22 protein-coding genes and 1 tRNA gene are annotated in these 22,873 nt (G+C 60.5%); 1 reads left to right on the forward strand and 22 read right to left on the reverse strand.

The window, feature by feature from the left end; all coding sequences use genetic code 11:
* Positions 1-39 precede the first annotated feature (39 nt).
* Positions 40-3,573 carry a two-partner secretion domain-containing protein gene (locus tag BLW50_RS11365; RefSeq protein WP_170850112.1) on the reverse strand — a complete coding sequence of 1,178 codons (3,534 nt, stop codon included), beginning with the start codon at positions 3,571-3,573 and terminating at the stop codon, positions 40-42.
* A gap of 434 nt (positions 3,574-4,007) precedes the next feature.
* On the opposite strand from BLW50_RS11365, the gene BLW50_RS11370 reads away from it, so the two are divergent.
* Positions 4,008-4,712, forward strand: coding sequence for a GntR family transcriptional regulator (locus BLW50_RS11370; RefSeq protein ID WP_090701954.1), 705 nt, complete (start codon positions 4,008-4,010; stop codon positions 4,710-4,712).
* 19 nt (positions 4,713-4,731) lie between these two features.
* Here the strand turns inward: BLW50_RS11370 and BLW50_RS11375 are convergent, their stop codons facing one another.
* From BLW50_RS11375 to nuoH, 21 genes are all read right to left on the reverse strand, one after another.
* Positions 4,732-5,763: an alpha/beta fold hydrolase gene (locus tag BLW50_RS11375; RefSeq protein ID WP_170850113.1), complete on the reverse strand. Its 1,032-nt coding sequence runs from the start codon at positions 5,761-5,763 to the stop codon at positions 4,732-4,734.
* Positions 5,764-5,783: 20 nt separating this feature from the next.
* Complete coding sequence (locus BLW50_RS11380) at positions 5,784-6,701, reverse strand: VOC family protein (RefSeq protein WP_090701959.1); 918 nt, start codon at positions 6,699-6,701, stop codon at positions 5,784-5,786.
* Positions 6,702-6,735: 34 nt separating this feature from the next.
* The gene (locus BLW50_RS11385) at positions 6,736-7,710 is read right to left on the reverse strand and encodes a Bug family tripartite tricarboxylate transporter substrate binding protein (RefSeq protein ID WP_090701963.1); all 975 of its coding nucleotides are present in this window, start codon (positions 7,708-7,710) and stop codon (positions 6,736-6,738) included.
* A 90-nt stretch (positions 7,711-7,800) separates the two neighbouring features.
* Positions 7,801-8,769 carry a Bug family tripartite tricarboxylate transporter substrate binding protein gene (locus BLW50_RS11390; RefSeq protein ID WP_090701966.1) on the reverse strand — a complete coding sequence of 323 codons (969 nt, stop codon included), beginning with the start codon at positions 8,767-8,769 and terminating at the stop codon, positions 7,801-7,803.
* A gap of 72 nt (positions 8,770-8,841) precedes the next feature.
* Positions 8,842-9,618, reverse strand: coding sequence for an HpcH/HpaI aldolase family protein (locus BLW50_RS11395; protein WP_348272819.1), 777 nt, complete (start codon positions 9,616-9,618; stop codon positions 8,842-8,844).
* A gap of 1 nt (position 9,619) precedes the next feature.
* Positions 9,620-10,402 (reverse strand): 2-oxo-hept-4-ene-1,7-dioate hydratase, encoded by a 783-nt coding sequence (gene hpaH / locus BLW50_RS11400; RefSeq protein ID WP_090701970.1) that lies wholly within the window; start codon positions 10,400-10,402, stop codon positions 9,620-9,622.
* Between the two features lie 325 nt (positions 10,403-10,727).
* Positions 10,728-10,856 carry a hypothetical protein gene (locus BLW50_RS31245; RefSeq protein WP_280141458.1) on the reverse strand — a complete coding sequence of 43 codons (129 nt, stop codon included), beginning with the start codon at positions 10,854-10,856 and terminating at the stop codon, positions 10,728-10,730.
* 66 nt (positions 10,857-10,922) lie between these two features.
* Positions 10,923-10,998 (reverse strand) — tRNA-Lys (locus tag BLW50_RS11410).
* A 166-nt stretch (positions 10,999-11,164) separates the two neighbouring features.
* A complete protein-coding gene (locus tag BLW50_RS11415; protein ID WP_090701978.1) occupies positions 11,165-11,389 on the reverse strand; it encodes a DUF1467 family protein in 225 nt (74 codons plus the stop codon).
* A gap of 39 nt (positions 11,390-11,428) precedes the next feature.
* Positions 11,429-12,091 (reverse strand): Crp/Fnr family transcriptional regulator, encoded by a 663-nt coding sequence (locus BLW50_RS11420; RefSeq protein WP_170850114.1) that lies wholly within the window; start codon positions 12,089-12,091, stop codon positions 11,429-11,431.
* A gap of 174 nt (positions 12,092-12,265) precedes the next feature.
* Positions 12,266-12,670: a methylmalonyl-CoA epimerase gene (gene mce / locus BLW50_RS11425; protein WP_090701985.1), complete on the reverse strand. Its 405-nt coding sequence runs from the start codon at positions 12,668-12,670 to the stop codon at positions 12,266-12,268.
* Complete coding sequence (locus tag BLW50_RS11430) at positions 12,671-14,341, reverse strand: ribonuclease J (RefSeq protein WP_090701989.1); 1,671 nt, start codon at positions 14,339-14,341, stop codon at positions 12,671-12,673.
* Positions 14,342-14,354: 13 nt separating this feature from the next.
* On the reverse strand, positions 14,355-15,122 hold the full coding sequence (locus BLW50_RS11435; RefSeq protein WP_244544214.1) for a biotin--[acetyl-CoA-carboxylase] ligase: 768 nt from the start codon (positions 15,120-15,122) through the stop codon (positions 14,355-14,357).
* 14 nt (positions 15,123-15,136) lie between these two features.
* Positions 15,137-16,570 (reverse strand): NADH-quinone oxidoreductase subunit NuoN, encoded by a 1,434-nt coding sequence (gene nuoN, locus BLW50_RS11440; RefSeq protein WP_090701993.1) that lies wholly within the window; start codon positions 16,568-16,570, stop codon positions 15,137-15,139.
* Positions 16,571-16,580: 10 nt separating this feature from the next.
* The gene (locus BLW50_RS11445) at positions 16,581-18,092 is read right to left on the reverse strand and encodes an NADH-quinone oxidoreductase subunit M (RefSeq protein WP_090701996.1); all 1,512 of its coding nucleotides are present in this window, start codon (positions 18,090-18,092) and stop codon (positions 16,581-16,583) included.
* A complete protein-coding gene (nuoL, locus tag BLW50_RS11450) occupies positions 18,092-20,119 on the reverse strand; it encodes an NADH-quinone oxidoreductase subunit L (RefSeq protein WP_090701999.1) in 2,028 nt (675 codons plus the stop codon). The genes BLW50_RS11445 and nuoL overlap by 1 nt, the downstream gene beginning before the upstream one ends.
* 6 nt (positions 20,120-20,125) lie before the next feature.
* Positions 20,126-20,434 carry an NADH-quinone oxidoreductase subunit NuoK gene (nuoK, locus tag BLW50_RS11455; RefSeq protein WP_090702002.1) on the reverse strand — a complete coding sequence of 103 codons (309 nt, stop codon included), beginning with the start codon at positions 20,432-20,434 and terminating at the stop codon, positions 20,126-20,128.
* Positions 20,435-20,445: 11 nt separating this feature from the next.
* The gene (locus BLW50_RS11460; RefSeq protein WP_090702005.1) at positions 20,446-21,051 is read right to left on the reverse strand and encodes an NADH-quinone oxidoreductase subunit J; all 606 of its coding nucleotides are present in this window, start codon (positions 21,049-21,051) and stop codon (positions 20,446-20,448) included.
* A 42-nt stretch (positions 21,052-21,093) separates the two neighbouring features.
* Positions 21,094-21,582, reverse strand: a complete 489-nt coding sequence (gene nuoI, locus BLW50_RS11465) for an NADH-quinone oxidoreductase subunit NuoI (RefSeq protein WP_090709002.1) — start codon at positions 21,580-21,582, stop codon at positions 21,094-21,096.
* An 8-nt stretch (positions 21,583-21,590) separates the two neighbouring features.
* Positions 21,591-21,854 carry a hypothetical protein gene (locus BLW50_RS11470; protein WP_090702007.1) on the reverse strand — a complete coding sequence of 88 codons (264 nt, stop codon included), beginning with the start codon at positions 21,852-21,854 and terminating at the stop codon, positions 21,591-21,593.
* A complete protein-coding gene (gene nuoH, locus BLW50_RS11475) occupies positions 21,851-22,870 on the reverse strand; it encodes an NADH-quinone oxidoreductase subunit NuoH (RefSeq protein ID WP_090702010.1) in 1,020 nt (339 codons plus the stop codon). Before nuoH ends, BLW50_RS11470 begins: the two co-directional genes overlap by 4 nt.
* Positions 22,871-22,873: the final 3 nt, after the last annotated feature.

The following is a 22,873-nucleotide window of genomic DNA, read 5'->3' on the forward strand; positions in this document are numbered from 1 at the left end:
GACGACGCGGCCAAGCCGTGTCGGCGCTGCCGCATGCTGCTATTGCGCGCCGCCAGAAGCTGGTGCGCCGCTATTGTTGCTGCCACCCCCGCCTTCCAGATTGAAGCGCTGGCCATCAACATCGATGCTGCGGATGGTCGCGCCATAGCCCCCGCCCGATCCGCCGCCGGCACGGTTGGCGTTGGCACGCTGGACGCTGGCACGGTGGGCAGCGGCTGCCGCTGCAGCGGCTCTGGCGGCTGCCGCCTTGCGCTCGTTTTCGCGTCGCTCGTCCTCGGACGAGGCTTGCTGCTCGACCTGTTTGAAGCCAGCGTCAACCGCCTCATTATCTGCGGCGTCTCGCGTCGCCTTGATCGGTGCCGCCGTCGCCGGCGGCGCAGCGGACGACAGGCTCGGATCAGTGTTTGCGACCGTGCTGCCGGTGCGCGCCGCCTCGGACTGAAACGCTGCCCGCGCCGCGGCTTCGACGCGGGCTGTTTCGACGCGTGCAGCCTCAAGACGAGCCGCCTCAATGCGTGCGGCTTCGACGCGCGCCGCCTCAACACGAGCCGCTTCAACGCGCGCGGCCTCGATGCGTTCAGCCTCAAGGCGCTCGGCTTCCGCGCGTTGCTCTGCCTTGACATCACGATAGGTACTGTTGGTGACCGTGCCAGTATTCGTATGCGCGATATCTTGGCCACCGCCTGTTCTCGAATTTACCGAGCCGTTTGCGGTGGAATTATTGATGGTGCCCGAGTTGCTTCCAACCAGACCACCCGCGGTCTGACCCGTCACGTCACCATTGGAGCGGGAGCCGGTGATGGTGCCGCTGTTGTTTCCAACCAACCCGCCCATAGCGTCACTAATGGGACTGCCGTTTACATTTCCATTGGCGGTTGAACCGCTGATCGTGCCGCTGTTATTGCCGACCAGCCCACCGGCGTAATTGCCGCCGTTGACCGTTACATTCCCGTTGGCAAAAGAATCGGTAATGGTACTGGCACCTCCACTATTCAATCCGACTAAACCGCCGAAATTCTGAGAGACGCTGTCATTTTTTCCGGCCGTTATGTTACCCGTGGCATAAGAACCCGTGATACGGCCACCGGCCAAGTTCTGCCCCATGAGACCGCCAACGTTCATTAACCCGCCCGTGACGTTGCCAGTCGCGAAGGAATAGCTGATGATACCGGTGGCCCCGCCACCAAAGCCAACCAGACCACCAACATTTCCGGCCCCGTCATTGACCGTTATGTTTCCCGTAGCGTAGGAGTTGGCGATGGTGCCGTTCAAATTTCGGCCTGCCAATCCACCAATGTCTGTATTGCTAGTCGGCGAAGCCCCGGGCCATGCTACTGAGCCCGTGGCATGGGATGCAGTGATCTTGCTGTTGGCGCCGGTATTCCATCCGACGAGCCCACCGATGTACTGAAACGCATCATAATTAGCAGAGCCCGACACCGCAGCTGCGGAATAGGAACTCGAAATGACACCGCCACGGCCCGTGAGGTCACTACCATTGAAACCGACAAGGCCACCGACGGTGATTGCTCCCGATACCGAGCCGGTTACATAGGCTCCGTTGATCGCGCCGCCCAAATTCTCCCCGACCAGACCACCAACCCTGCTGTATGCGGTGACGTTGACATTCAGAAGGCCTATATCGCGGATCACGCTACCGCTTTGGACAGTCCCGATCAAACCAGTGGGAATGGGGATAACGGGAGCTGGGAGCGGCTCCGCAATCGTCAGATTGCTGATCGTATGACCCAGCCCAGTAAACGTGCCATCCAGGCTCGTGATCACCGCAGCGGTATAAGTGCCCGAGGAATTGAGATCCTGAGCCAGTGCAAAATATCCGCTGACGCCGCTGATGGCCGGCAGTTGCGCCATACTATGAATGAGCGTGTAGGCCTGCCCATTGATGGTCAGCCCGTTGGCATTTGCGCTGTTTGAGAACGTGATGCTGCCGTAGACGCCGCCGCTTGTATCCTGCTTAGCGACTGGGATGCCATTATCGTCTAACACCGTGCCGCTATAGCTCGCCCTAGTGCGGATATTGCAATCCGTGCCCGCCGCTGGCGTGAGCACGCTTGTCCCATTGTAGCCGCCGTAATTCATCACCAGCGTGGCATTGGCGCCCGAGAAACTGACGGCGTTGTTGATGTTGATATTGTTGCCGGCGTTCAGCGTCAGACCCGCCGCATTCCCCGTCGCGGTGATGGCTTCGTTGATATTGATATTGTTGTGCGCGTTCAGCGTCAGAATGGTGTCGGCCTGCCAGCTCACGGCGGCGTTGACGTTGATGTCGCCATTCTCAGTGCCACCCGCAACGGTGGCGATCATCACATTGCCATTGGCAAGATTATTGGCGAGCGTCGCCGCACCAATCCCACTGCCGGTCAGCGCGCCGCTGCCTGCGACGATGTTGAAATCGGTCGGATCGATCAGCCAGGTGCCGCTCCTACCCGCAGCGGCTTTTGTGGTGATGACGGCGCCATCCGCGATTTTCACCTTGGCGCCGCTGGTCTCGATAAAACCGCCGTTGCCGCCCCTGGGCGCCGAAGCATCGAGCCTGCCGGAAATATTCACCCTGCCGCCTTCGGCCAGGATTTTGATCTTACCGACGCGCACATTGCCGGAAGACGTCGTACCGCCCCTGAGCGCGCCCACCGTGCGCGCCTGCACAATACCGGTGTTGTTGACCTGAGCCGAGAGGAGCTGGTCGGCGGCCTTCGCGGTCATGATCACCTGGCCGCCATTGGCGCGAATGGCGCGCTTGTTCTCGACCAATGCGTTCAGCGTGCCCTTGTCTATGGTCACATCGAGCAACGAGTTGCCGCCGAAGTTCAGCGTCATCTTCTCGCCAGCGGCCATCGCCACCGTGCCGAGCCGGGCCGAGATCACGCCCTCGTTCGACACCGTCTTGCCGAGGAGCGCGACATAGCCGCCGCTGTGGGCGCGAATGCGACCCTGGTTGATTACCGAAGCGTTCGAGGTGCCGGAAAAAGTATAGTTCCCGGCCATGAAGTCCTGGTTGGAAATGTCGAGCGTCGACGCGACGAGGCCACCGACATTGATCTGCGATCCCCCGCCGAACAGAACGCCGGCCGAGTTGACGATGAAAACCTGGCCATTGGCGTTGATGGCCCCGTTGATCACACTAGCCTCATTGCCGATGACACGGTTGAGCGTCACCGACGAAGCACCCGGTTGGTAGAAATTGACCGTCTCGTTCGCGCCGACCGAGAAGCCCTGCCAATTGATGATGGCCCTGTTGCTCGACTGATTGATGTTGGTGGCGGCGCCCACCTGCGAGATCGCCGCGGCGCCATCGACAACCGTCCCACCTCTGGGCTCGGCCAGGACGGGGAGCGACAGCACCAGCAAGGCCGCCATGGCCGTCATCGTGACAAAGAGGTCGTAACCACGCCCAGGGTAAAAGAAGCGCGCCTGTGAACCGGCCGGCGAATACTTCGCCGCGGAGGTTTTGATTGCCAAACCTTGAGGAGAAAATGAGAGCGGCGGCTGAACAACGGCGCCCTTGCTCTGGTTCAACACACAAGCAGCACGCAGACCACGCGATTGAGCCATCACCCCAACATCCCCCGAGCGCTGCCACATATTCGCTATCGTTATATACGTATGAATATATCGCTAAACGACACCCTGCTATATGTCAAAGTTACGGCGCAAATTTAGATAAAACTTCGCGCAAGTGTCTGGATCTGCCTGTGGACAGCACTTAGTGTTCTGCAGGAATCACCTTCCAGATGGCGACCGATTAGAGCGGGGTGTGAAGGCCCATTCGGCTGCGTCTCGCGCGACATTGCGATCGCGGCGGCGTGAGGGGTGTGGGGGCGGCTGCGGTGTCGATCGCGAATAAGATCGGTTGCGAGCGGCCAGTGCGGTTCTGCACCAGCCCGCAAATAATCGATTTATGAAATAAAATCGATGAGTTAAGCAAAATCCATTTGAACATGATCGGCGACACCCCATACATTGAGCGCGATTCACCGAGGGGATTTATGTCCTTTAACCTGCCGACCGACGATGCCCGCCCCACTTCACTGTCCACGACGCTGGCAACGTCGCTCACTGCTCAGTTGCGCCACGCCATCGTCTCAGGCCAGCTAGCGCCCGGTGCTCGCCTTTCTCTCGTTCAACTGCGAGAAGAGTTCGGTGTCAGCTTGAGCCCGCTGCGCGAGGCCCTTTCGCGCTTAAGCTCCGAAGGCCTCATTCTGATCGAGGATCAACGCGGTTATCGCGTTCCTCCCATGTCCGAGGAAGACCAAACTCACGTCACCCGAATGCGGTCTGAGTTCGAGATTTTTGCGCTCCGCGAAGCGATCGCAAAGGGCGACCTGGAGTGGGAGTCCAAAGTCACGGCGGCGCTCTATATCCTGAACAAAACCGAGCGGAAAACAAAGACTGGCTTCGACGACTGGGAGCGCGCCCATCGCGAATTCCATCTCACGCTGATCTCCGCGTGCCGGATGCCCCTGTTGCTACAATTCTGCTCTGTTCTGCACGACCACAGCGATCGATACCGGCGCGTCTATCTCATTCACAGCGAAGAGAAGGCCAATACCACGGAGCACAAGGCCATTACCGAGGCGGCCTTGGCGCGGAAAGCCGATCTGGCCTGCCGGCTCCTGGAGAAGCACATCGCGCGCGCCGGGGCCAACGCGCGCAAAGCCGTTCATATCGCCGCGCAGAAAGCATCCAAATAACGGTGGCGGATCGCCGAAATCACGCAGACGCCTTCGTTGAGACGCCATCTGCAAAAGACATTTGGCGCAGGAACTCAACCAAGGGGCCACTCCACCTTTGCGCTTGCTGCGTCGAGTAGTGCCCTTTGGAATCGGCCGTCGTCGGCAATAAAACGCTGCGCGCGTTCGCAACATGGGCCAAGCCCTTGGCGACAGAACCAAGCTCCGGCGGGTTGAGCTCATCGTCTTCGAAATTGATCGTCAGGACCGTAGCCCGCACCTGATCGAGCATGGGATACGGATCGTAGTCCATCGACGACTCAACCTGATAGAGCCGGTCGTTGGCATCGCCCTTCCGCGCCTTTTCAACCATGTTGCGATAATAGGCATCCGTCGCCTCGCGTGTCGGCGCGGCATCCTGAATCCGCGCGACGCTCTGAACGAAGATGGCGCCAATCGGCAACAAGGAATAATAGCTGGGCTGGGTGACATAATCACCGCCATTCCAACCCGGGTCGTTGCGAATGGCCTCGATTGACATACGCCTTTGCAGCCAGTTTCGCCCGCTCATAGCCGTTGGCTGGCACGCAATGGGGACCAACGCATCCATCGCGTCAGGATACATCGTTCCCCACAGCCACGTCAGCATACCGCCCATCGAAAGCCCGAGAACAAGACGGAGATGGTCGATTTTCAAATGCTCAGACAAAAGCAGCTGCTGCGCGCGCACCTGATCCGCGTAACGATAGTTCGGGAAGCGAGCCCGCAGCCCGTCGCTTGGTTTGCTTGATCGACCAAAGCCAATGCAATCGGGCATCACGATATAATAACGAGATGCGTCCAGCGGTTGACCGGGGCCGAACAGGTGATCGGCCATCTCCGGTGACAGCCAGTCCGCGCCGGTGCCTGTCGTATTGTGGAGCAGCAATACGGCATTGGTAACGCGACCACGGGCGTCAAGCGTTGGCTCGCCAAGCGTCAGATAACCCTGACGCAGCTCTTCAAGAATTTGTTGGCTTCCGAATTTGAAATTCTTTGTGACGTACTCACCGCTCGTCGCCGCGTCGTTCATAGCCCTACCTTTTAAAACACTCATTCAGAGTCCAGGCGATAGCCGTCAGCAGCAAACGGGAACAGGCTTCCGGCCTCTTCGACGCGCTTGCTGGGGCCCGGCATCACGCCCCAATGATCCAGCCGACCGGGCGGCCATTTCCATTCGTCGGCTGACCGCACGTGATGGCTGTCGTCGACGGCTTGCATCTCAGACGTATACTCGATGGGAAAATCCTCGGGCCCGCAGAAGTAAGCAAAAACATTATCGCCCGGGCCGTGCCGCCCCGGCCCCCACTCAACGGCGTGCCCATGATCTCGCATCCGGCCGATTCCGCGCATAACCGATTCGAGGTCCGACAGCTCGAAGGCCACATGATTGAGATCGGAATTGCTGTCGAAGCCGAGAACCATCGAATGATGATCCTCGTTGCAGCGCAGGAAGCGAAATTTCTTGGTCTGGTCGGAAAGCTTGAAGCCAAGCACGTCACGGAAGAACTCAAATGTCGCATCATTGTCGCGGCAATTGATGTTCACGTGAGAAATCTTTCGCGGCCGGTCGATGGATGCCGACGTGTCGGCATGATCAGCAGCATCGCTCAGCACCGCGAAACTGCGCCCCTCCGGATCGCGCAGCCCAAAGCCATAACCGCCGCCCGGCCATTTCACGTCGCGCGGCGGTCCGTCCGTCGGTCGGCCGCTGGCTTGGACACGCTGCCAAAGTTCGTCGACATGTTCGCGGTTCGCAGCTCCCAAGACAACGCGAACCAGCGCCGGCTGCCCCGCTTCGCGCAGACTTATCGCGTGAAAGGGAGCGTCCGTGGCGCGAAGGTAGACTACGCCGTCTTGAAATGCGCAGTGTTGCAGTCCCCATGCGTCGACGAAGAATCGTTCCGCAGCCTTTATATCGCGAACGGCGATGTCGACGCTACGGACAGACGATACTCGGCATTCATGCATATCGCACACCTTCAGAACGAGCGGCCACCAAGCTTCAGTTGGCTTGAATCTTGGCTTCGCTGATGACGTCACGCCATTTCACCCGCTCTTCACCGATATATTTTGCAAACTCTTCCGGCGTATTGCCGACCGGCACCATTGCGCTGTCGTTAAAAAATTTCTTGATGTTGGGCTGCTGCAGCGCGTGCGCGACCGCGCCCTGCAGCTTTTTGACGATGTCCGCGGATGTGCCCGCCGGTGCGGCGAAACCGAACCAGGACGAGATTTGCCAGTCGGGCAAGCCAGCTTCAACAGACGTCGGCACATTGGGAAGCTGAGCCAGCCGCTTTTTCGCGGCGACCGCGAGCGGGGTGACGGTACCCGCCTGAATGTGATCCATCAAGATCGGAGGGTTATCGACGACACCGTCGACATGGCCGGCAACCAGATCATTCACCGCCGGAGCCGCGCCTCGATAAGGAACATGGCTCACCTCCACACGGCTCACGTGCATAAGCAGAGCTAGGCCGAGATGTCCTGTCGTCCCCACGCCGGCCGAGCCGAAATTCAAGCCGCGCGGCTTCGATCGGGCGGCGGCCAAGAGTTCCTGAAGCGTCTTAATGTCGGTCTTCTTGTGGACGAGGACCAGCATCGGCATATCAGCGACAAGGGAGATCGGCGCGAATGCCGTCTCAGGATCGAAGGACATATCCTTGTACAGGAACTGGTTGGCACTCAGAATGCCGGCCGATGTCATCATCAGCGTATAGCCGTCCGGCGTGGCCTTCGCGACCAGGTTCGCGCCGACATTGCCGCCGGCACCCGGCTTGTTCTCGGCGATCACAGGTTGGCCAAGAACTTTCGACAGCTCTTCGCCGACCGTCCGCGTCAAGACGTCGGCCAGGCCTCCAGCAGGAAAAGGAACGATGATTTGGATGGAACGGGACGGATAGGTTTGCGCCATGACAGACGCGTGGCCCAGAACCTGGCCAAGAACGAGCATGCCCAGCAGAACACGAACGATGGTCATCACGATTCTTCTCCCCTCATGAAGTCAATGATGGCGTTTGAACGTCGAAAATCTTTCAAGTCACACTGCATGGCGACGCGGGCCGCGCCCCTATTCGAACTTGACCCCCGTCTGCTTGAGCAGATCGCCCCATTTGGCGAAGTCGTTCTTGATGGCGTTGGCAAGATCCTCCGGCGTGCCGCCGCCCGGCTCGTCGCCGAACTTGGCAAACTTGTCTTTGAAGGCCTGGGAAGTCATGGCGCGGTTCACCGCGGCGTTGAGTTTATCGACGATGGGGCGCGGCATGTTCGCCGGACCAATCAGTCCGGTCCAGGTCTCGGCGACATAGCCAGGCACGCCGGCTTCCGCCACGGTCGGCAGATCGGGGAAGCTCGGCGAACGATGATCGCCGGTCACGGCGAGTGCCTTGATCTTACCTTCGTTGACGAACGGCCCGATCGATTGCAAGCTCTCGAAGATCACCTCCACATGGCCGGCGATCAAATCGTTGATTGCCATATTGCCGCCGCGATACGGCACGTGCACGATGTTCGTTCCAGCCATCATCTTGAAGAGCTCGCCACCGACATGGCCGGGCGAACCATTGCCGGACGAGGCGTTCGACAACTTGCCTGGATTGGCCTTGGCATAGGCGACCAGATCCCGCACCGAATTGATCGGCAGTTTCGGCGAGACGGCGAGTAGCATCTGCCCGCGCGTCGTCAGCGCGATCGGCGTGAAATCGCGCTGCACATCATAAGGCTGCTTGGGCACCACATGTGGCGTCATCGCCAACGCGCCGATGGGGCCGATGCCCAGCGTATAACCGTCGGGCGCAGACTTGGCGACATGGTCAAGCCCTATGGCGAAGGCGGCGCCGGGGCGATTGTCAACGATCACCTGCTGACCGAGATCCTGGCTAAGCACCTGCGCCAGCAGGCGCCCTCCGTTATCGCTGGCGCTGCCGGCCGCCTGCGGGATGATCAGGTAGATCAGGCGGTTCGGATAATTGTCTTGGGCCACGCCGGGCGTTGCGGTGAGCGCGGCCATGAATAAAGCGGCAAAGGTCGTCAGGCGCATGGATTTCCTCCCTCGATAAATCCTTTTGTCTCTTGGGTCGTCGAATAGTCGCAACGCGCTGTAGGCTTACCGCTACTCTTCTGTCTTGAACCGTTTCGCGAGACTGTCAGCCGCACGCGCCAACAAGCCAATATCGGCGCCGACAGCGACAAAGCTGTAGCCCCACGTGATAAAGCGCCGCGCTTCTTCTTCATGTGGCGTGAGAATTCCGGCCGGCACGCCAAGACGTTTAAGCCGTTGTCCGGCATCCTTGAGAGCATTCTGAACGTCGGGATGTTGCCAGTTGCCGAGATGGCCAAATGATGCAGCAAGGTCGTTGGGTCCAATGAAAACGCCATCGACACCTTCAACTTGCGCGATCGCCTCGAGTTGAGCAAGCGCCTGCTGCGTTTCGATCTGCACGAGCAGGCCAATCTCATCATTGGCTTTTTGAAAATAGTCTTTGACCCGGCCATAGCGGCTTGCTCGCCCGCTCCCCGTCACGCCGCGGATGCCGGCAGGTGGATAGCGCGTCGCCTCGACTGCTTTTCGGGCTTCGTCCGCTGTCTGCACGAAGGGAATGAGAAGCGTCTGAGCGCCGATATCGAGAAAGCGCTTGATCAAGACCGGATCGTTCGCGGCTGGCCGCACAACGCACGACACCTCGCTGCCTTGCGCGGCCTGCAGAAGCGCCAGAACATCGGGCACTTCGTTCGGCGAATGTTCGGTGTCGAACAGAAGCCAATCGAAACCGGAATGCGAGACAACCTCGCCGGCTATAGGACTGCAAAGACTGCACCACAGACCGATTTGACGGCTCTTTAGGCGAAGCGCGCGCTTGAACGTATTGGCCGGAATGTCCATGGCCATCTCACACAAATTGCACTGCGAGAGAGCCTAACGGGCCGAAATCGCCGTGCAATGTGTCGCCCTTTTTGGCGTAAACAACCCTGGTGAAAGAGCCAGCGAGAACGATGTGGCCCGCCTCCATTGAATGTCCATATTGCCCAAGCTTGTTGGCAAGCCAGGCAACACCCAGAGCCGGATGCCCCAGAACGCCGGCGGCCAGCCCCGTCTCTTCGATCTCTGAGTTCCGATACATGATCCCGCCCACCCAGCGAAGATCGACGTCCATGGGACGAACCGGACGACCACCCATAATCAGGCCGGCCGCCGCACCATTGTCGGCGACGGTGTCGAATATCTTTCGTTGGTCTTGCAGCCGCGCATCGACGATCTCAATCGCGGGCACGACATAATCGGTTGCAGCAAGGACATCCGTGAGGCCGATCCCGGGCCCCTTAAGGGCTTTCCCGAGCACGAAAGCCAGTTCGACTTCAACACGCGGCAGGCAGTAGTTTTCGTGTGGCACCTTCGCACCGTCGGCGACCAGCATGTCGTCGAGGAGGTAGCCATAATCAGGTTCGTCGATCTGAGAGGACCGCTGCATGGCCTTTGAAGTCAGCCCAACCTTATGCCCGATCAGTTTGGCGCCAGCTTCGACCTTTCGACGCATGACCTCGGTCGAGATTGCATAGGAGTCCTCGATCTCGATGGAAGGAAAAGTCGTCGACAGTTGCACAGCTTGTTTGCGATCGCGATGCGCCGCCATGAGGATATCGACGGCCTTGTGCAGATCAGTTTCAGACAGCAAGAGACATTCTCCGACGGAACAAGCGAGAAGGATAAAATCGATTATCTTAGAAAAATAGTTCTTTCAAGCCGTTTCGATTATTTCAGTTAGATCGATTCCATGATGTATCCGATAATGGGCATCAATCGAGTGAGCGGAGCGAGATTTAAACATTGGGCGGAGCCTTCGCGCGAGCGAGGCGAACCTATGCGGCGCGGTACTTTGCAGACATCGCGAAAGGCCGTGGCGGCATGGTTGTCGCGCGCGAGCATTGGCAAAAGCTCGCAGCGCAATCCTTGATCTGCTCGTCAGCCAGGAACACCCGAGCCGCTTCCGAGGCGATGTTTCAAATGATAGGGGAGATCATCGACAAAGGCGCATCGTCCGCGACGATGCTTGGTTGATGACGAAGAGGATGATCCAACACACTCGGGCGCTCTTCCTCGACAAAGCGGTCGAAGGCGCCTTCGCGCATGCGCGCTCAACTGGCGGCGCGTCTTCGATACTCAACCATTTTCTCTAATAAAATCACCACTTTAAGTGGTGAGCGCGATGGGACTCGAACCCATGACCCTCTGATTAAAAGTCAGATGCTCTACCGGCTGAGCTACGCGCTCCCGTGGGCCCAAAAGCCCAAGCGAGGCCTCGGGAACAAGCCCAAGGCCGGGCCTGAGTATCCGCCGGGGCCCCCGGGGTCAATAGCCTGCGGCACCAATCCCCTGCTCGACCCGCTGATTAAGAGTCAGAAGGCCCTCTGGCGGGCATTCCACTGCCCCCACGCTCTCAAGCGTATTCGACATAGGCCAGAAAGCCACCGAAAATGACCGCTGAAATAATAGTGGTCCAGAGTGCCTTCATCAGCAGACGCGGCGCCACCGGAGCGCCAGGATCCGTACCGTGAACGACCTCGCCCTGTTCGTGCTGGGAGCGCACGCCGAACGGCAGGACCGCGAACAGAACCGTCCACCAGATGGTGATGAAGAGGGCGATGGCGAGAGGGATCGACATGATGGATTCTCTTACTTTTCTTGACCTTGGCCTTGTGCGTCAGGCCTGTGGCCGCGGCGCGGCCGGTGCAGTTGGGTTTCCGGCCACATTTCCTGCCTTACCGCCGGAATAGCGCGACAGATTGCTCTCCAGCCGGCGCATCATCAGGCGGACCAGATAAAGGCCGAATTGCGGATTCTGGAAATAATGCTGCTCAAAATCCCGATACGCCATGCGGTATGCCCGCACAGGCCCCATGGCCCGGGCTCCGGACAGGCGGCGATTGCCGGCGGTGAACAGGCCCATTTCGCCGATCATCGCGCCAGGGCCGATGATAATGCCCAGCTCCGGCAGGTTGAGCTGGCCTTCGGCGAGCACATAGACTGCATCGGCCTCGTCGCCCTTGTTGAACAGGGCCTCGCCAGCCTCGAAGGCGACCGGCTGCATGTAGGGCGTCAGCCAACTGAAGTTGAGCTCTTCGCGATTGGCCTTTTCGGCATCGGCGAGCAGTTTGCGCATTTCCTGCAATCGCCACAGGTTGAGGGGCAAGATGAGCACGTTGGCCGCGAGAAATGGCCAGTTTCGAATCCAGGCGAAATAGACGATCGCCAGCAGGCTCGCGGCGATGGCGGCCCAGCGCAAGGGCATGATCGTCTTCGGCCAAAAAGCCAGGACGGCGAGCGCCGCCGCGGCCAAACCGCATGCCAGAGCCAATATGTCCATGTGTCCGCCCCTCGCTGACTTTCCCCAAGAGGTGACACGTGCCAGCCGGCGCATCAAGGCGGCGGGTTGTCCCGCTAAAGCAAATTGCGTTTCGATAGAAACGCAATTTTGCCTAGCATCTTTGATTTTCACGCGTCTTTGTGGCGTTTGACTTCGTCAAACTGCAAAAACGCTTTAGACCTGCTCGATCTCGACCAGGGTGCCGCAGAAGTCCTTGGGGTGCAGGAACAGCACCGGCTTGCCATGGGCGCCGATTCTCGGCTCGCCATCGCCCAGCACCCGAGCGCCCGCCGCCTTCAGGCGGTCGCGGGCGGCAAGGATGTCATCGACCTCGTAACAGACGTGATGCATGCCGCCGGCCGGATTGCTCTCCAGGAACTTGGCGATGGGCGACGATGCGCCCAGCGGCTCAAGCAGTTCGATCTTGGTATTCGGCAATTCAACGAAGACGACTGTCACGCCATGTTCGGGCAGAGCCTGCGGCGCCGACACCTTCGCACCCAGCGTGTCGCGATAGGTGCGCACGGCGGCGGCGAGATCGGGCACCGCGATGGCGACGTGATTGAGCCGTCCAATCACCTACACCTCCATCACCAGCACATGCACCGTCGGCCGCTTGCCCCACACGGCACGCACAGCGCCACGCACGGCGCGCTCGACGGCCGATTCCACCGCATCGGCATCGCGACGACGGGCGCGCGGCAAACCATCCAACACCTCGAAGACGGTCTTGTCGATGAGAGCATCCATGGCGCGGCCATCGCGCGTGCGCGCGGGAATGCCCGACATCACCACATCGGGATCGCCGGCCAGCTCGCCTTTGGCGGTCATGGCGATGCCCACTGAAATGATGCCGGCGAAGGCCAGGCCGCGGCGGTCGCGCAGCGCCTCGTCATCCGCCGTGACGATCAAATCGCCATCAGTATAGAGGCGGCCGTGATCGACCTGATCGATAATGCCGACTTCACCGGGCGCGAGATGGACAAGATCGCCATTGTTGGCGACGAGCGTCGTGGGAACGCCCTGCTCGCGGGCGAAACGCGCGTGTTCGGCCAGATGCAGGGCTTCGCCATGGGCGGGAATCGCAATGCGGGGACGAATCCACTCGTAGAGATGTTTCACTTCGCTGCGGCGTGGATGGCCGGAGACGTGGACGAGATGGGTGCGATCGGTGATGACCTCGATGCCCTGACGCACGAGGCCGTTGACGATGTCGCCAATGGCGCGCTCGTTGCCGGGGATCGGTCGCGACGAGAAAATCACTCGATCGCCCGGAACCAGATGCACCTGCGGATGGTCGTCGTTGGCGATGCGGGCCATAGCGGCCCGGCTCTCACCCTGGCTGCCTGTCGCCATGATAACGATCTTATTGCGGGGCAGATTGGCGAAACTATCCGCCGGCAGGAAATCCGGCACGCCGTCGAGATAGCCGCACTCGCGCGCCACTTCCGACACGCGGTCCATGGCACGCCCGGCGATGACCACATGGCGCCCGGCACGCGCCGCCGCCAAGGCCACGGCGCGCATGCGTGCGACGTTCGAGGCAAAGGTCGTCACCATCACGCGGTTCGGCGCTTCGGCAATCAGATTTTCGAGATTGGCGGCAACGTCGGCTTCCGACGGGCTTTCGCCGTCACGCAGAATATTGGTGGAATCGCTGATCAGCGCCAGCACGCCTTCATCGCCGATGGCGCGCAGGCGCGCCTCGTCGGTCGCCCAGCCGGCAACGGGTGTCGGATCGATCTTCCAGTCGCCGGAATGCAGCACGGTGCCCAGCGGCGTGCGAATGGCGAGCGCCGTGCTTTCGGGAATCGAATGGGCAACGGGGATCATCTCAACGTCGAAGGGCGCAAGATCGATGCGCTGGCCGGGGCTGACGATATGGATCGGTATCTTCGGTGCGCCATTCTCGTTGAGGCGGCGGACTTCGAGCAGCCCTGCGGCGAAGCGTGTCGCATAGAGCGGGCAGCCGATGCGCGGCCACAGGCGCGCCACAGCCCCGATATGGTCCTCATGGGCATGGGTGATGACCAGGCCGACGAGATCCTTGCGGTTGCGCTCGATAAACGCGAGATCGGGCAAGATGAGATCGATGCCCGGCAATTCCGGGCCGGCAAAGGCGACGCCGAGATCGACCATAAGCCATTTGCGGCGGCCCTTTGGGCCGAAGCCGTAGAGCGCGACATTCATGCCGATCTCGCCGAGGCCCCCTAGCGGGGCGAAAACTAGATCGGTGTTGCGGTCGGTCATATGCCGGGCGCTCCTATGGCTGTCCGTTTTCATGCTGCGGCCGGTTGACCGGCCCCAGGAATACATCGCCCGCGTCGATTGTCACGCGCCCATCCGCACCATCGAGAATAAGACGGCCGGCGGCGTCCATATCGGCGAAGCGCCCCTCGTGCATCTGGCCTGCCAAATTGACGCGGACCGGGCCGCCGACGCCGGCCGCACGTTCCAGCCAGGCAGCGCGGATGGCGGCAAAGCCCTCCCCCGCTGCCCACACATCGAGCCAACGCGCGAAGGCCATCGCCAGAGCCTGAAGCAACCTTGATGGCGCGATATCGTGCCCAAGCGCTTTCAAGTCAGTCGCCGCATAAGCGAGGCCATCGGGGTGGGAGGCGCAATTGACGCCGCAGCCCAGCACGCAAGCAAAGTTGCCACCCGGCAAGGACGAGCCTTCGAGCAGGATGCCGGCCATTTTGGCATTGTTGACAAGGATGTCGTTTGGCCATTTCAGCGCGAAACCGACGTCAGGCGCGAAATCGCGCAAAGCATCGATCAACGCAATGCCGGCGACGAAGCCGAGCTGCGGCGCCTTCGCTGGCGACGACGGATCGATCAGCAGCAGGCTGGCGTAAAGATTTCCCGTGGGTGACGACCAAGGCCGGTTGTGGCGACCGCGTCCCGATGTCTGCACATCGGCCGAGATCCACAGGCGGCCAGCGTCACCGCTGCGCGCCCGCGCCATCGCCGCATCATTCGTCGAAGCGATTTCAGTGAAATGTTCGAAGCGGAACGCGGCGATGGACAATGACTGGCTTTAACTCAGAACAAGGATTTGGCGGCGAGGCTCGCTGCGTTCACCAGCGGCGCCGGATAGACCCAGAACAAGACGACAAACAGGCCACCGAGCGCCACGATGGCGCTCACTTCCCAATGCACCTTGTCGAAGGGTCGCGCCGGTTCGTCGAGATACATGATCTTGACGACGCGCAGATAGTAGAAAGCAGAGACGACGCTGGCGAGCATGCCGATGACGGCGAGCCAGTAGAGGTTCGCCTGGATGGCGGCCAGGAAGACATACCATTTGGCGAAGAAGCCGGCGAGCGGCGGAATGCCCGACAGCGAGAACATCATCATCGCCATCACGAAAGCCATGAACTTGTGATTGCGCGACAGACCGGCGAGATCGCCGATATTCTCAACATAGCGATCGCCGATACGCATGGAGAGGATGACGGCGAAAGTGCCAAGCGTCATGGCGAGATAGATCGCCATATAGACCAGCACGCCGAACACGCCCTGCTCCGTGCCAGCCGACAGGCCGACCAGCGCAAAGCCCATATGGCCAATGGAGGAATAGGCCATCAGGCGCTTGATGTTGGTCTGGCCGATGGCACCGAAGGCGCCGACCACCATGGACAGGATCGAGATGAAGACGACGATCTGCTGCCATTGCAGCTTCAGACCGGGGAATGCGGTCATGATGATGCGAATGGTGATGGCGACCGCGGCGATTTTCGCCGCCGAAGCAAAGAACGTGGTCACCGGGGTCGGCGCGCCCTCGTAGACGTCGGGCGTCCACATATGGAACGGCACGACGGACATTTTGAAGGCGAGGCCGGCCATGACAAAGACCAAGCCGAAGACGACGCCGATCGACGGGCCGCCCTTCAGTGCTTCACCGATGCCGGTGAAGGACACCGTGCCGGCAAAGCCATAAAGCAGCGAAGCGCCATAGAGCAGCATGCCCGACGACAGCGCACCGAGGACGAAATACTTCAGGCCTGCTTCCGACGCCCGCAGATTGCTGCGATGGAAGGCAGCGAGGACATAGAGCGCCAAGCTCATCAGCTCGAGGCCGAGATAGAGCGCGATCAGGCTCTGCGCCGAGATCAGCATCAACATGCCGAGCGTGGCGAGCAGGACGAGAATCGGAAACTCGAACAGATCAATCCGCTGGCGCGCCATGAATTCACGCGACAGGATCAGCGAAATCATGGCGCCGCCCAGCGCCAGGAACTTCATGAAACGGCCGAAAGCATCGTCGATGAAGGCCCCGTCCCAGATGATGGCGGTGGGCCCGACCTGAAACAACATGCTCAGCGCAGCCAGACCGAGTAGCGCGATAGCGCATTCGCTGATGATCCAGTCGCCCGTCAGCCGGCGCAGCGCGCCGAGCAGCAACAGGGCGAGCGCGCCGATGGCCAGCACGATCTCCGGCAGCGAGTGGGCCAGCGCGAAGGAAAGCGGGGTCATGTCCATATCCTCAGTGCAGCGCCAGCGTGGCGGCCTTGGTAAGGCCGAGCGCCGTCTGATAATTCTTGATGAGCAGGTCGACGGAGGCCGCGCAGGCGCTCAGGATCGGGCCCGGCTGAATGCCGTAATAGATGACGAGCACGGCGAGCGGCGCGAGACAGGCGATCTCGCGGGCGTTCAGATCCTTCATCTTCATCAACGACGGCTTTTCGAGCACGCCGAAAATGACTCGACGATAGAGATAGAGCGCGTATGCGGCCGAGAGAATGACGCCGGTCGTGGCGATGAGACCGACCCAGGCATTGGCGAAGAACGTGCCCATGAGCGTCAGGAATTCGCCGACGAAGCCCGAGGTGCCCGGCAGGCCGACATTGGCCATGGTGAAAATCATGAAGGCCACCGCATAAAGCGGCATGTTGCGCACCAGACCACCATAGGCGGCGATCTCGCGGGTGTGCAGGCGATCATAGACGACACCGACGCAAAGGAAGAGCGCGCCTGAGACAAGGCCGTGGCTGACCATCTGGTAGATGGCGCCCTGCACGCCCTGCTGGTTCATGGCGAAGAGGCCCATGGTGACGAAGCCCATATGCGCCACGGACGAATAGGCGATGAGCTTCTTCATGTCTTCCTGCACCAGCGCCACGAGCGAGGTGTAGACAATGGCGATGACCGACAGCGTCCACACCAGCGGCGCGAAGTATTGCGACGCTTCCGGGAACATCGGCAGCGAGAAACGGATGAAACCGTAACCGCCCATCTTCAGAAGAATACCAGCCAGGATGACCGAGCCCGCCGTCGGCGCCTCCACGTGCGCGTCGGGCAGCCAGGTGTGCACCGGCCACATCGGCATTTTCACCGCGAAGGAGGCGAAGAAGGCGAGCCACAGCCACTTCTGCATGGACGACGGGAAGGTCGTCTTGAGTAGAACAGTGATGTCGGTGGTGCCGGCGACGCCATACATCGCCATGATGGCGAGCAGCATCAGCAGCGAGCCGAGCAGCGTATAGAGGAAGAACTTGAAGCTGGCGTAGATGCGACGCTTGCCGCCCCAGATGCCGATGATGAGGAACATCGGAATGAGGCCGCCTTCGAAGAACAGGTAGAACAGCACCAGATCGAGGGCGCAGAACACGCCGATCATCAGCGTCTCGAGCACCAGGAAGGCGATCATATATTCCTTGACGCGGAAGGTGATCGATTCCCACGAGGCCAGGATGCAGAACGGCATCAGGAAGGTGGTCAGCAGGACGAAGGGCATGGACATGCCGTCAACGCCGAGCTTGTAGATCAGACCGCTGCCGAGCCAGCTCTTTTCCTCGACAAGCTGGAAGGCAGCCGAGTTCGGATCGAACTGGCTCCAAGCGTAGAGCGACAGGAGGAAGGTGGCGACCGTCGTCAGCAGCGCCGCCCAGCGGGCATTGCTGAGGGTGGCTTCGCTCTCGCCGCGCAGCAGCAGAATGAAGGCCGCGCCAACGAGCGGCAGGAAGATCAGGCCGGAGAGAAGACCGAAGCCGAACATCAGTGGTGCACTCCGCCCAGCAGATACCAGGTGATGAACGCGGCGACGCCAATGAGCATGGCGAAGGCGTAGTGATAGACATAGCCGGTCTGCAATTTCACGACCCGGCCAGCAACGTCGATGACGCGCGCTGAGATCCCATCCGCGCCCATGCCGTCGATGATCCGTCCATCGCCCTCTTTCCAGAAGACGCGACCAAGCCAGAAGGCCGGGCGGACGAAGATCAGGTCATAAAGCTCGTCGAAATACCATTTGTTGAGCAGGAACCGGTAGAGCATGCCATGGCGTTCGGCCAGTTTGCGCGGCGCGTCGGTGTAGAAAACATACATCAGCACGGCCACGAGGAAGCCGCCGAGCATCATATAGGTCGCCAGATGGGCGACGAATTCCGGCACATTGTGCATCTCGTGCAGGATATGATTGTCCGGCGCGAAGAACAGCGCCTTCTTCCAGAAGGCATCAAAGCCATCGCCGATGAAGGCATCGCGGAACAACAGGCCCGCGAACAGCGCGCCAGCGGCGAGCACATAGAGCGGGATCAGCATGACAGCCGGCGATTCATGCGGCTGCAACGGCCCGTGGCCATGATCGTCATGCGCATGATCGTCGTGACCGTGAGCAACCGCCGGAGCAGCATGGCCGTGATCATCGGCATGGTCATTGTGCGCATCGGCGGCCCAGCGTTCCTTGCCGAAGAAGGTCAGGAACACCAGACGCCAGGAATAGAAAGAGGTCAGGCCGGCGGCGATGACCACCAGCAGGAACGCATAGAGCGCGCCCGGACGCTGCGAGGTGAAAGCCGCCTCGATGATCGCATCCTTGGAGAAGAAACCGGCGGTCAGCGGCAAGCCGGTCAGCGCGAAGGTGCCGATCGTCATCATCCAGAAGGTGATCGGGATGTGCTTGGCCAGCCCACCCATCTTCCGCATGTCCTGCTCGTGGTGCATGGCGTGAATGACCGAGCCAGCGCCCAAGAACAGCAGCGCCTTGAAGAAGGCGTGGGTGAACAGGTGGAAGATCGCCAGATTATAGGCGCCGACACCCAGGGCGACGAACATGTAGCCGAGCTGCGAACAGGTCGAATAAGCAATGACGCGCTTGATGTCGTTTTGCACCAGGCCGACCGTGGCGGCGAAGAACGCCGTCGTCGCGCCAACGATGGTGACGACCGAGAGCGCCACCGGCGCATATTCGAACAGCGGCGACATGCGGGCGACCATGAAGACGCCGGCAGTGACCATGGTGGCCGCGTGGATGAGGGCCGACACCGGCGTCGGGCCTTCCATCGCATCCGGCAACCAGGTGTGCAGCAGGAACTGGGCCGACTTGCCGCAAGCGCCCATGAAGAGCAGCAGGCAGACCAGCGTCATCGGATCGATGTCGAGGCCGAAAATATGCATCGTCTTGCCGGCAAGGCCCGGCGCGGCGGCAAAGACCTGGTCGAGCGCCACGGAACCGGTGAGCGCGAACAGGAGGAAAATGCCGAGCAGGAAGCCGAAGTCACCCACGCGGTTGACGACGAAAGCCTTAATGGCAGCGGCATTGGCCGACGGCTTCTCATACCAGAAGCCGATCAGCAGATAAGAGGCGAGACCGACGCCTTCCCAGCCAAAGAACATCTGCACCAGATTATCGGCCGTCACCAGCATCAACATGGCGAAGGTGAACAGCGACAAATAAGCGAAGAACCGCGGGCGATGCGGATCCTCGTTCATGTAGCCGACGGAATAGAGGTGCACGAGCGCCGAAACGGTGTTGATGACGACGAGCATGACAACGGTGAGCGTGTCGATGCGCAGCGCCCAATCAATCTTCAAGCCACCGGAGACGATCCAGTTGCCCAGCACGGGGACGCTGGTGCCAGCGGTGCCGAGACCGACGCTGAAGAAGGCGATCCACGACAGGGCAGCGGCCACGAACAGAAAGATCGTGGTGACGAGCTCAGACGGGCGGGCGCCGAGCTGCCGGCCGAACAGGCCAGCAATCAGAAACCCTACGAGGGGCAGAAAGACGATCGCGGTATACATGCGCCCTCAGCCCTTCATCATATTGATGTCTTCAACCGCGATGGAGCCACGGTTGCGGAAATAGGTGACAAGAATGGCCAGACCGATCGCAGCCTCGGCAGCCGCGACGGTGAGAATGAACAGGGAGAAGACCTGACCGGTGAGGTCGCCAAGGAAGCTCGAGAAGGCGACCAGGTTGATGTTCACCGACAGCAGGATCAACTCGACCGACATCAAGATGATGATGATGTTCTTGCGGTTGAGAATGATGCCCGCGATCCCGATGGTGAACAGGATCGCAGCGACGATCAGATAATGGGTGAGACCGATTTCCATGCGAACCTCTATCAGACGCCGGTCCGCGAGGGCACCTTGCGGACCTCGACGGCTTCCTCGCGCGTGCGCGCATTCTGTTGCGAAATATCCTGGCGCTTGACGCCGGGCTTGTGTTGCAGGGTCAGGACGATCGCACCGATCATCGCCGTCAGCAGGACGAGACCAGCGGCCTGGAAGAAATAGACGTGGCGCGTGTAGAGAACGAGGCCGAGCGCCTCAGTGTTGCTCAGCGCGGTGATTTGCGGCGCATTGGTCGCCCTGGCGCCAGGCGCAGCGGTCCAGCCGCCGAGTACCATGATCAACTCTATGGCAACGACGATGCCGATGAGCGCGCCGAGCGGCAGATATTGCAGGAAGCCCTGCTTCAACTCGGTGAAGTCAACATCGAGCATCATGACGACGAAGAGGAAAAGCACCGCCACCGCGCCGACGTAGACCACGACCAAGATCATGGCGAGGAATTCCGCGCCGGCGAGAATGAAGAGCCCGGCCGCATTGACGAAGGCCAGGATAAGGAACAGCACCGAGTGAACGGGATTGCGCGCCGCGATCACCATGAACGCTGAAGCGAGCATGACGGTCGAGAACAGATAGAAAAAGACGGCGGCCACGGTCATCGTTTCGTCCTCATCAATCTTTCCGCAAAGCGGAAAGAAGAATTACCTGTAAGGGGCGTCCATCGCGATATTGCGCGCGATTTCACGTTCCCAGCGCGCGCCGTTTTCGAGCAGGCGCACCTTGTCGTAGTAAAGTTCCTCGCGGGTTTCGACCGCGAATTCGGCGTTCGGTCCCTCGACGATGGCGTCCACCGGGCAGGCCTCCTGGCACAGGCCGCAGTAGATGCACTTCACCATGTCGATGTCGTAACGGGTGGTGCGGCGGGTGCCGTCGTTACCGCGCGGGCCAGCCTCGATGGTAATGGCCTGAGCCGGGCAGATCGCCTCGCACAATTTGCAGGCGATGCAGCGCTCTTCACCATTGGGATAGCGGCGCAGCGCGTGCTCGCCGCGATACCGCGGCGATTGCGGATTGCGCTCGTGCGGATAGTTCAGCGTCGCCTTCGGCTTGAAGAAGTAGCGCATCGATAGCACGAAGGCTCCGACGAACTCGGTGAGAAACAGGGCTTTTGCGGCGCGGTCGAGTTTCATGTCCAGACTCATCTACTTTGCGTGGCGTAGGGCGCGCCAACGATATAGCCGGCCAGGGGATAGATAATGAGAGCCGCCACCAGCAGTGCATAGCGGATCGGTTTCATCAGACGTTCGACATGGGCGATCGCCTCGGGCCCGGGCTTTTCCTGCTTCGCCTCGTTCGTCAGCATGCGCCGGATGACGCGCTGGATCAGGGAGAACTGGAACAGACCGAAAGCGAGCCCCAGGAGCGCGCCGACCAGGCCGGCATTGGAAAGATCGACGTTCATACGCGCCCTCCCCACCCGGTGAACTGCAGGACGGCTGCGACCAGAACGACCATGAACAGCGAGATCGGCAGGAACACCTTCCAGCCCAGACGCATCAGCTGATCATAGCGGTAGCGCGGCACGAAAGCCTTCACCATGGCGAACATGAAGAAGACGAGCGTCCCCTTCAAGACGAACCAGATGATGCCCGGCACCCAGGTGAACGGCGCGAACGGCAGCGGCGACAGCCAGCCACCCAGGAACAGCACCGTCGTCATGGCGCACATGCCGACGATGGCGACATATTCGCCGAGCATGAACAGCATGTAGGGGGTCGAGGAATATTCGACCATGAAGCCGGCGACGAGTTCGGATTCCGCTTCGGCCAGATCGAACGGCGGACGATTGGTCTCAGCCAAAGCCGAAATGAAGAAGATGATGAACATCGGGAACAGCGGCAGCCAGTACCACCCGAGCAGACCGTAGGACGTGTCCTGCGCCTTGACGATGTCGGAGAGGTTCAGCGAACCGGCGCAGAGCAGCACGGTGACGATGACGAAGCCAATCGAGACTTCATAGCTCACCATCTGCGCGGCCGAACGCAGCGCCGACAGGAACGGATATTTCGAGTTCGACGCCCAGCCGCCCATGATGATGCCATAGACACCGAGCGAGGAGATGGCGAAAACATAGAGGATGCCGACGTTCAGATCGGCAATGGCCCAGCCGTCCGCCACCGGAATGACCGCCCAGGTCGCGAGCGCCAGAAGGCCCGTGACGAAAGGCGCCAAGAGGAACACGCCCTTGTTCGCGCCCGCCGGGATCACCGGTTCCTTGAACACGAATTTGAGCATGTCGGCGAAGGACTGCAGCAAGCCCCAGGGGCCAACGACGTTGGGGCCACGGCGCAACTGCACTGCCGCCCAGATTTTACGGTCGGCATACAGAATATAGGCGACGTAAATCAGCACCGCGACGAGCATCAGCAGGCTTTTGCCGACGATGATGAGAAGGTGCAGAACCCAGGAGAAATCCATGTC

It is taken from the genome of Beijerinckia sp. 28-YEA-48 (genome assembly GCF_900104955.1).
Classification (GTDB): domain Bacteria; phylum Pseudomonadota; class Alphaproteobacteria; order Rhizobiales; family Beijerinckiaceae; genus Terripilifer.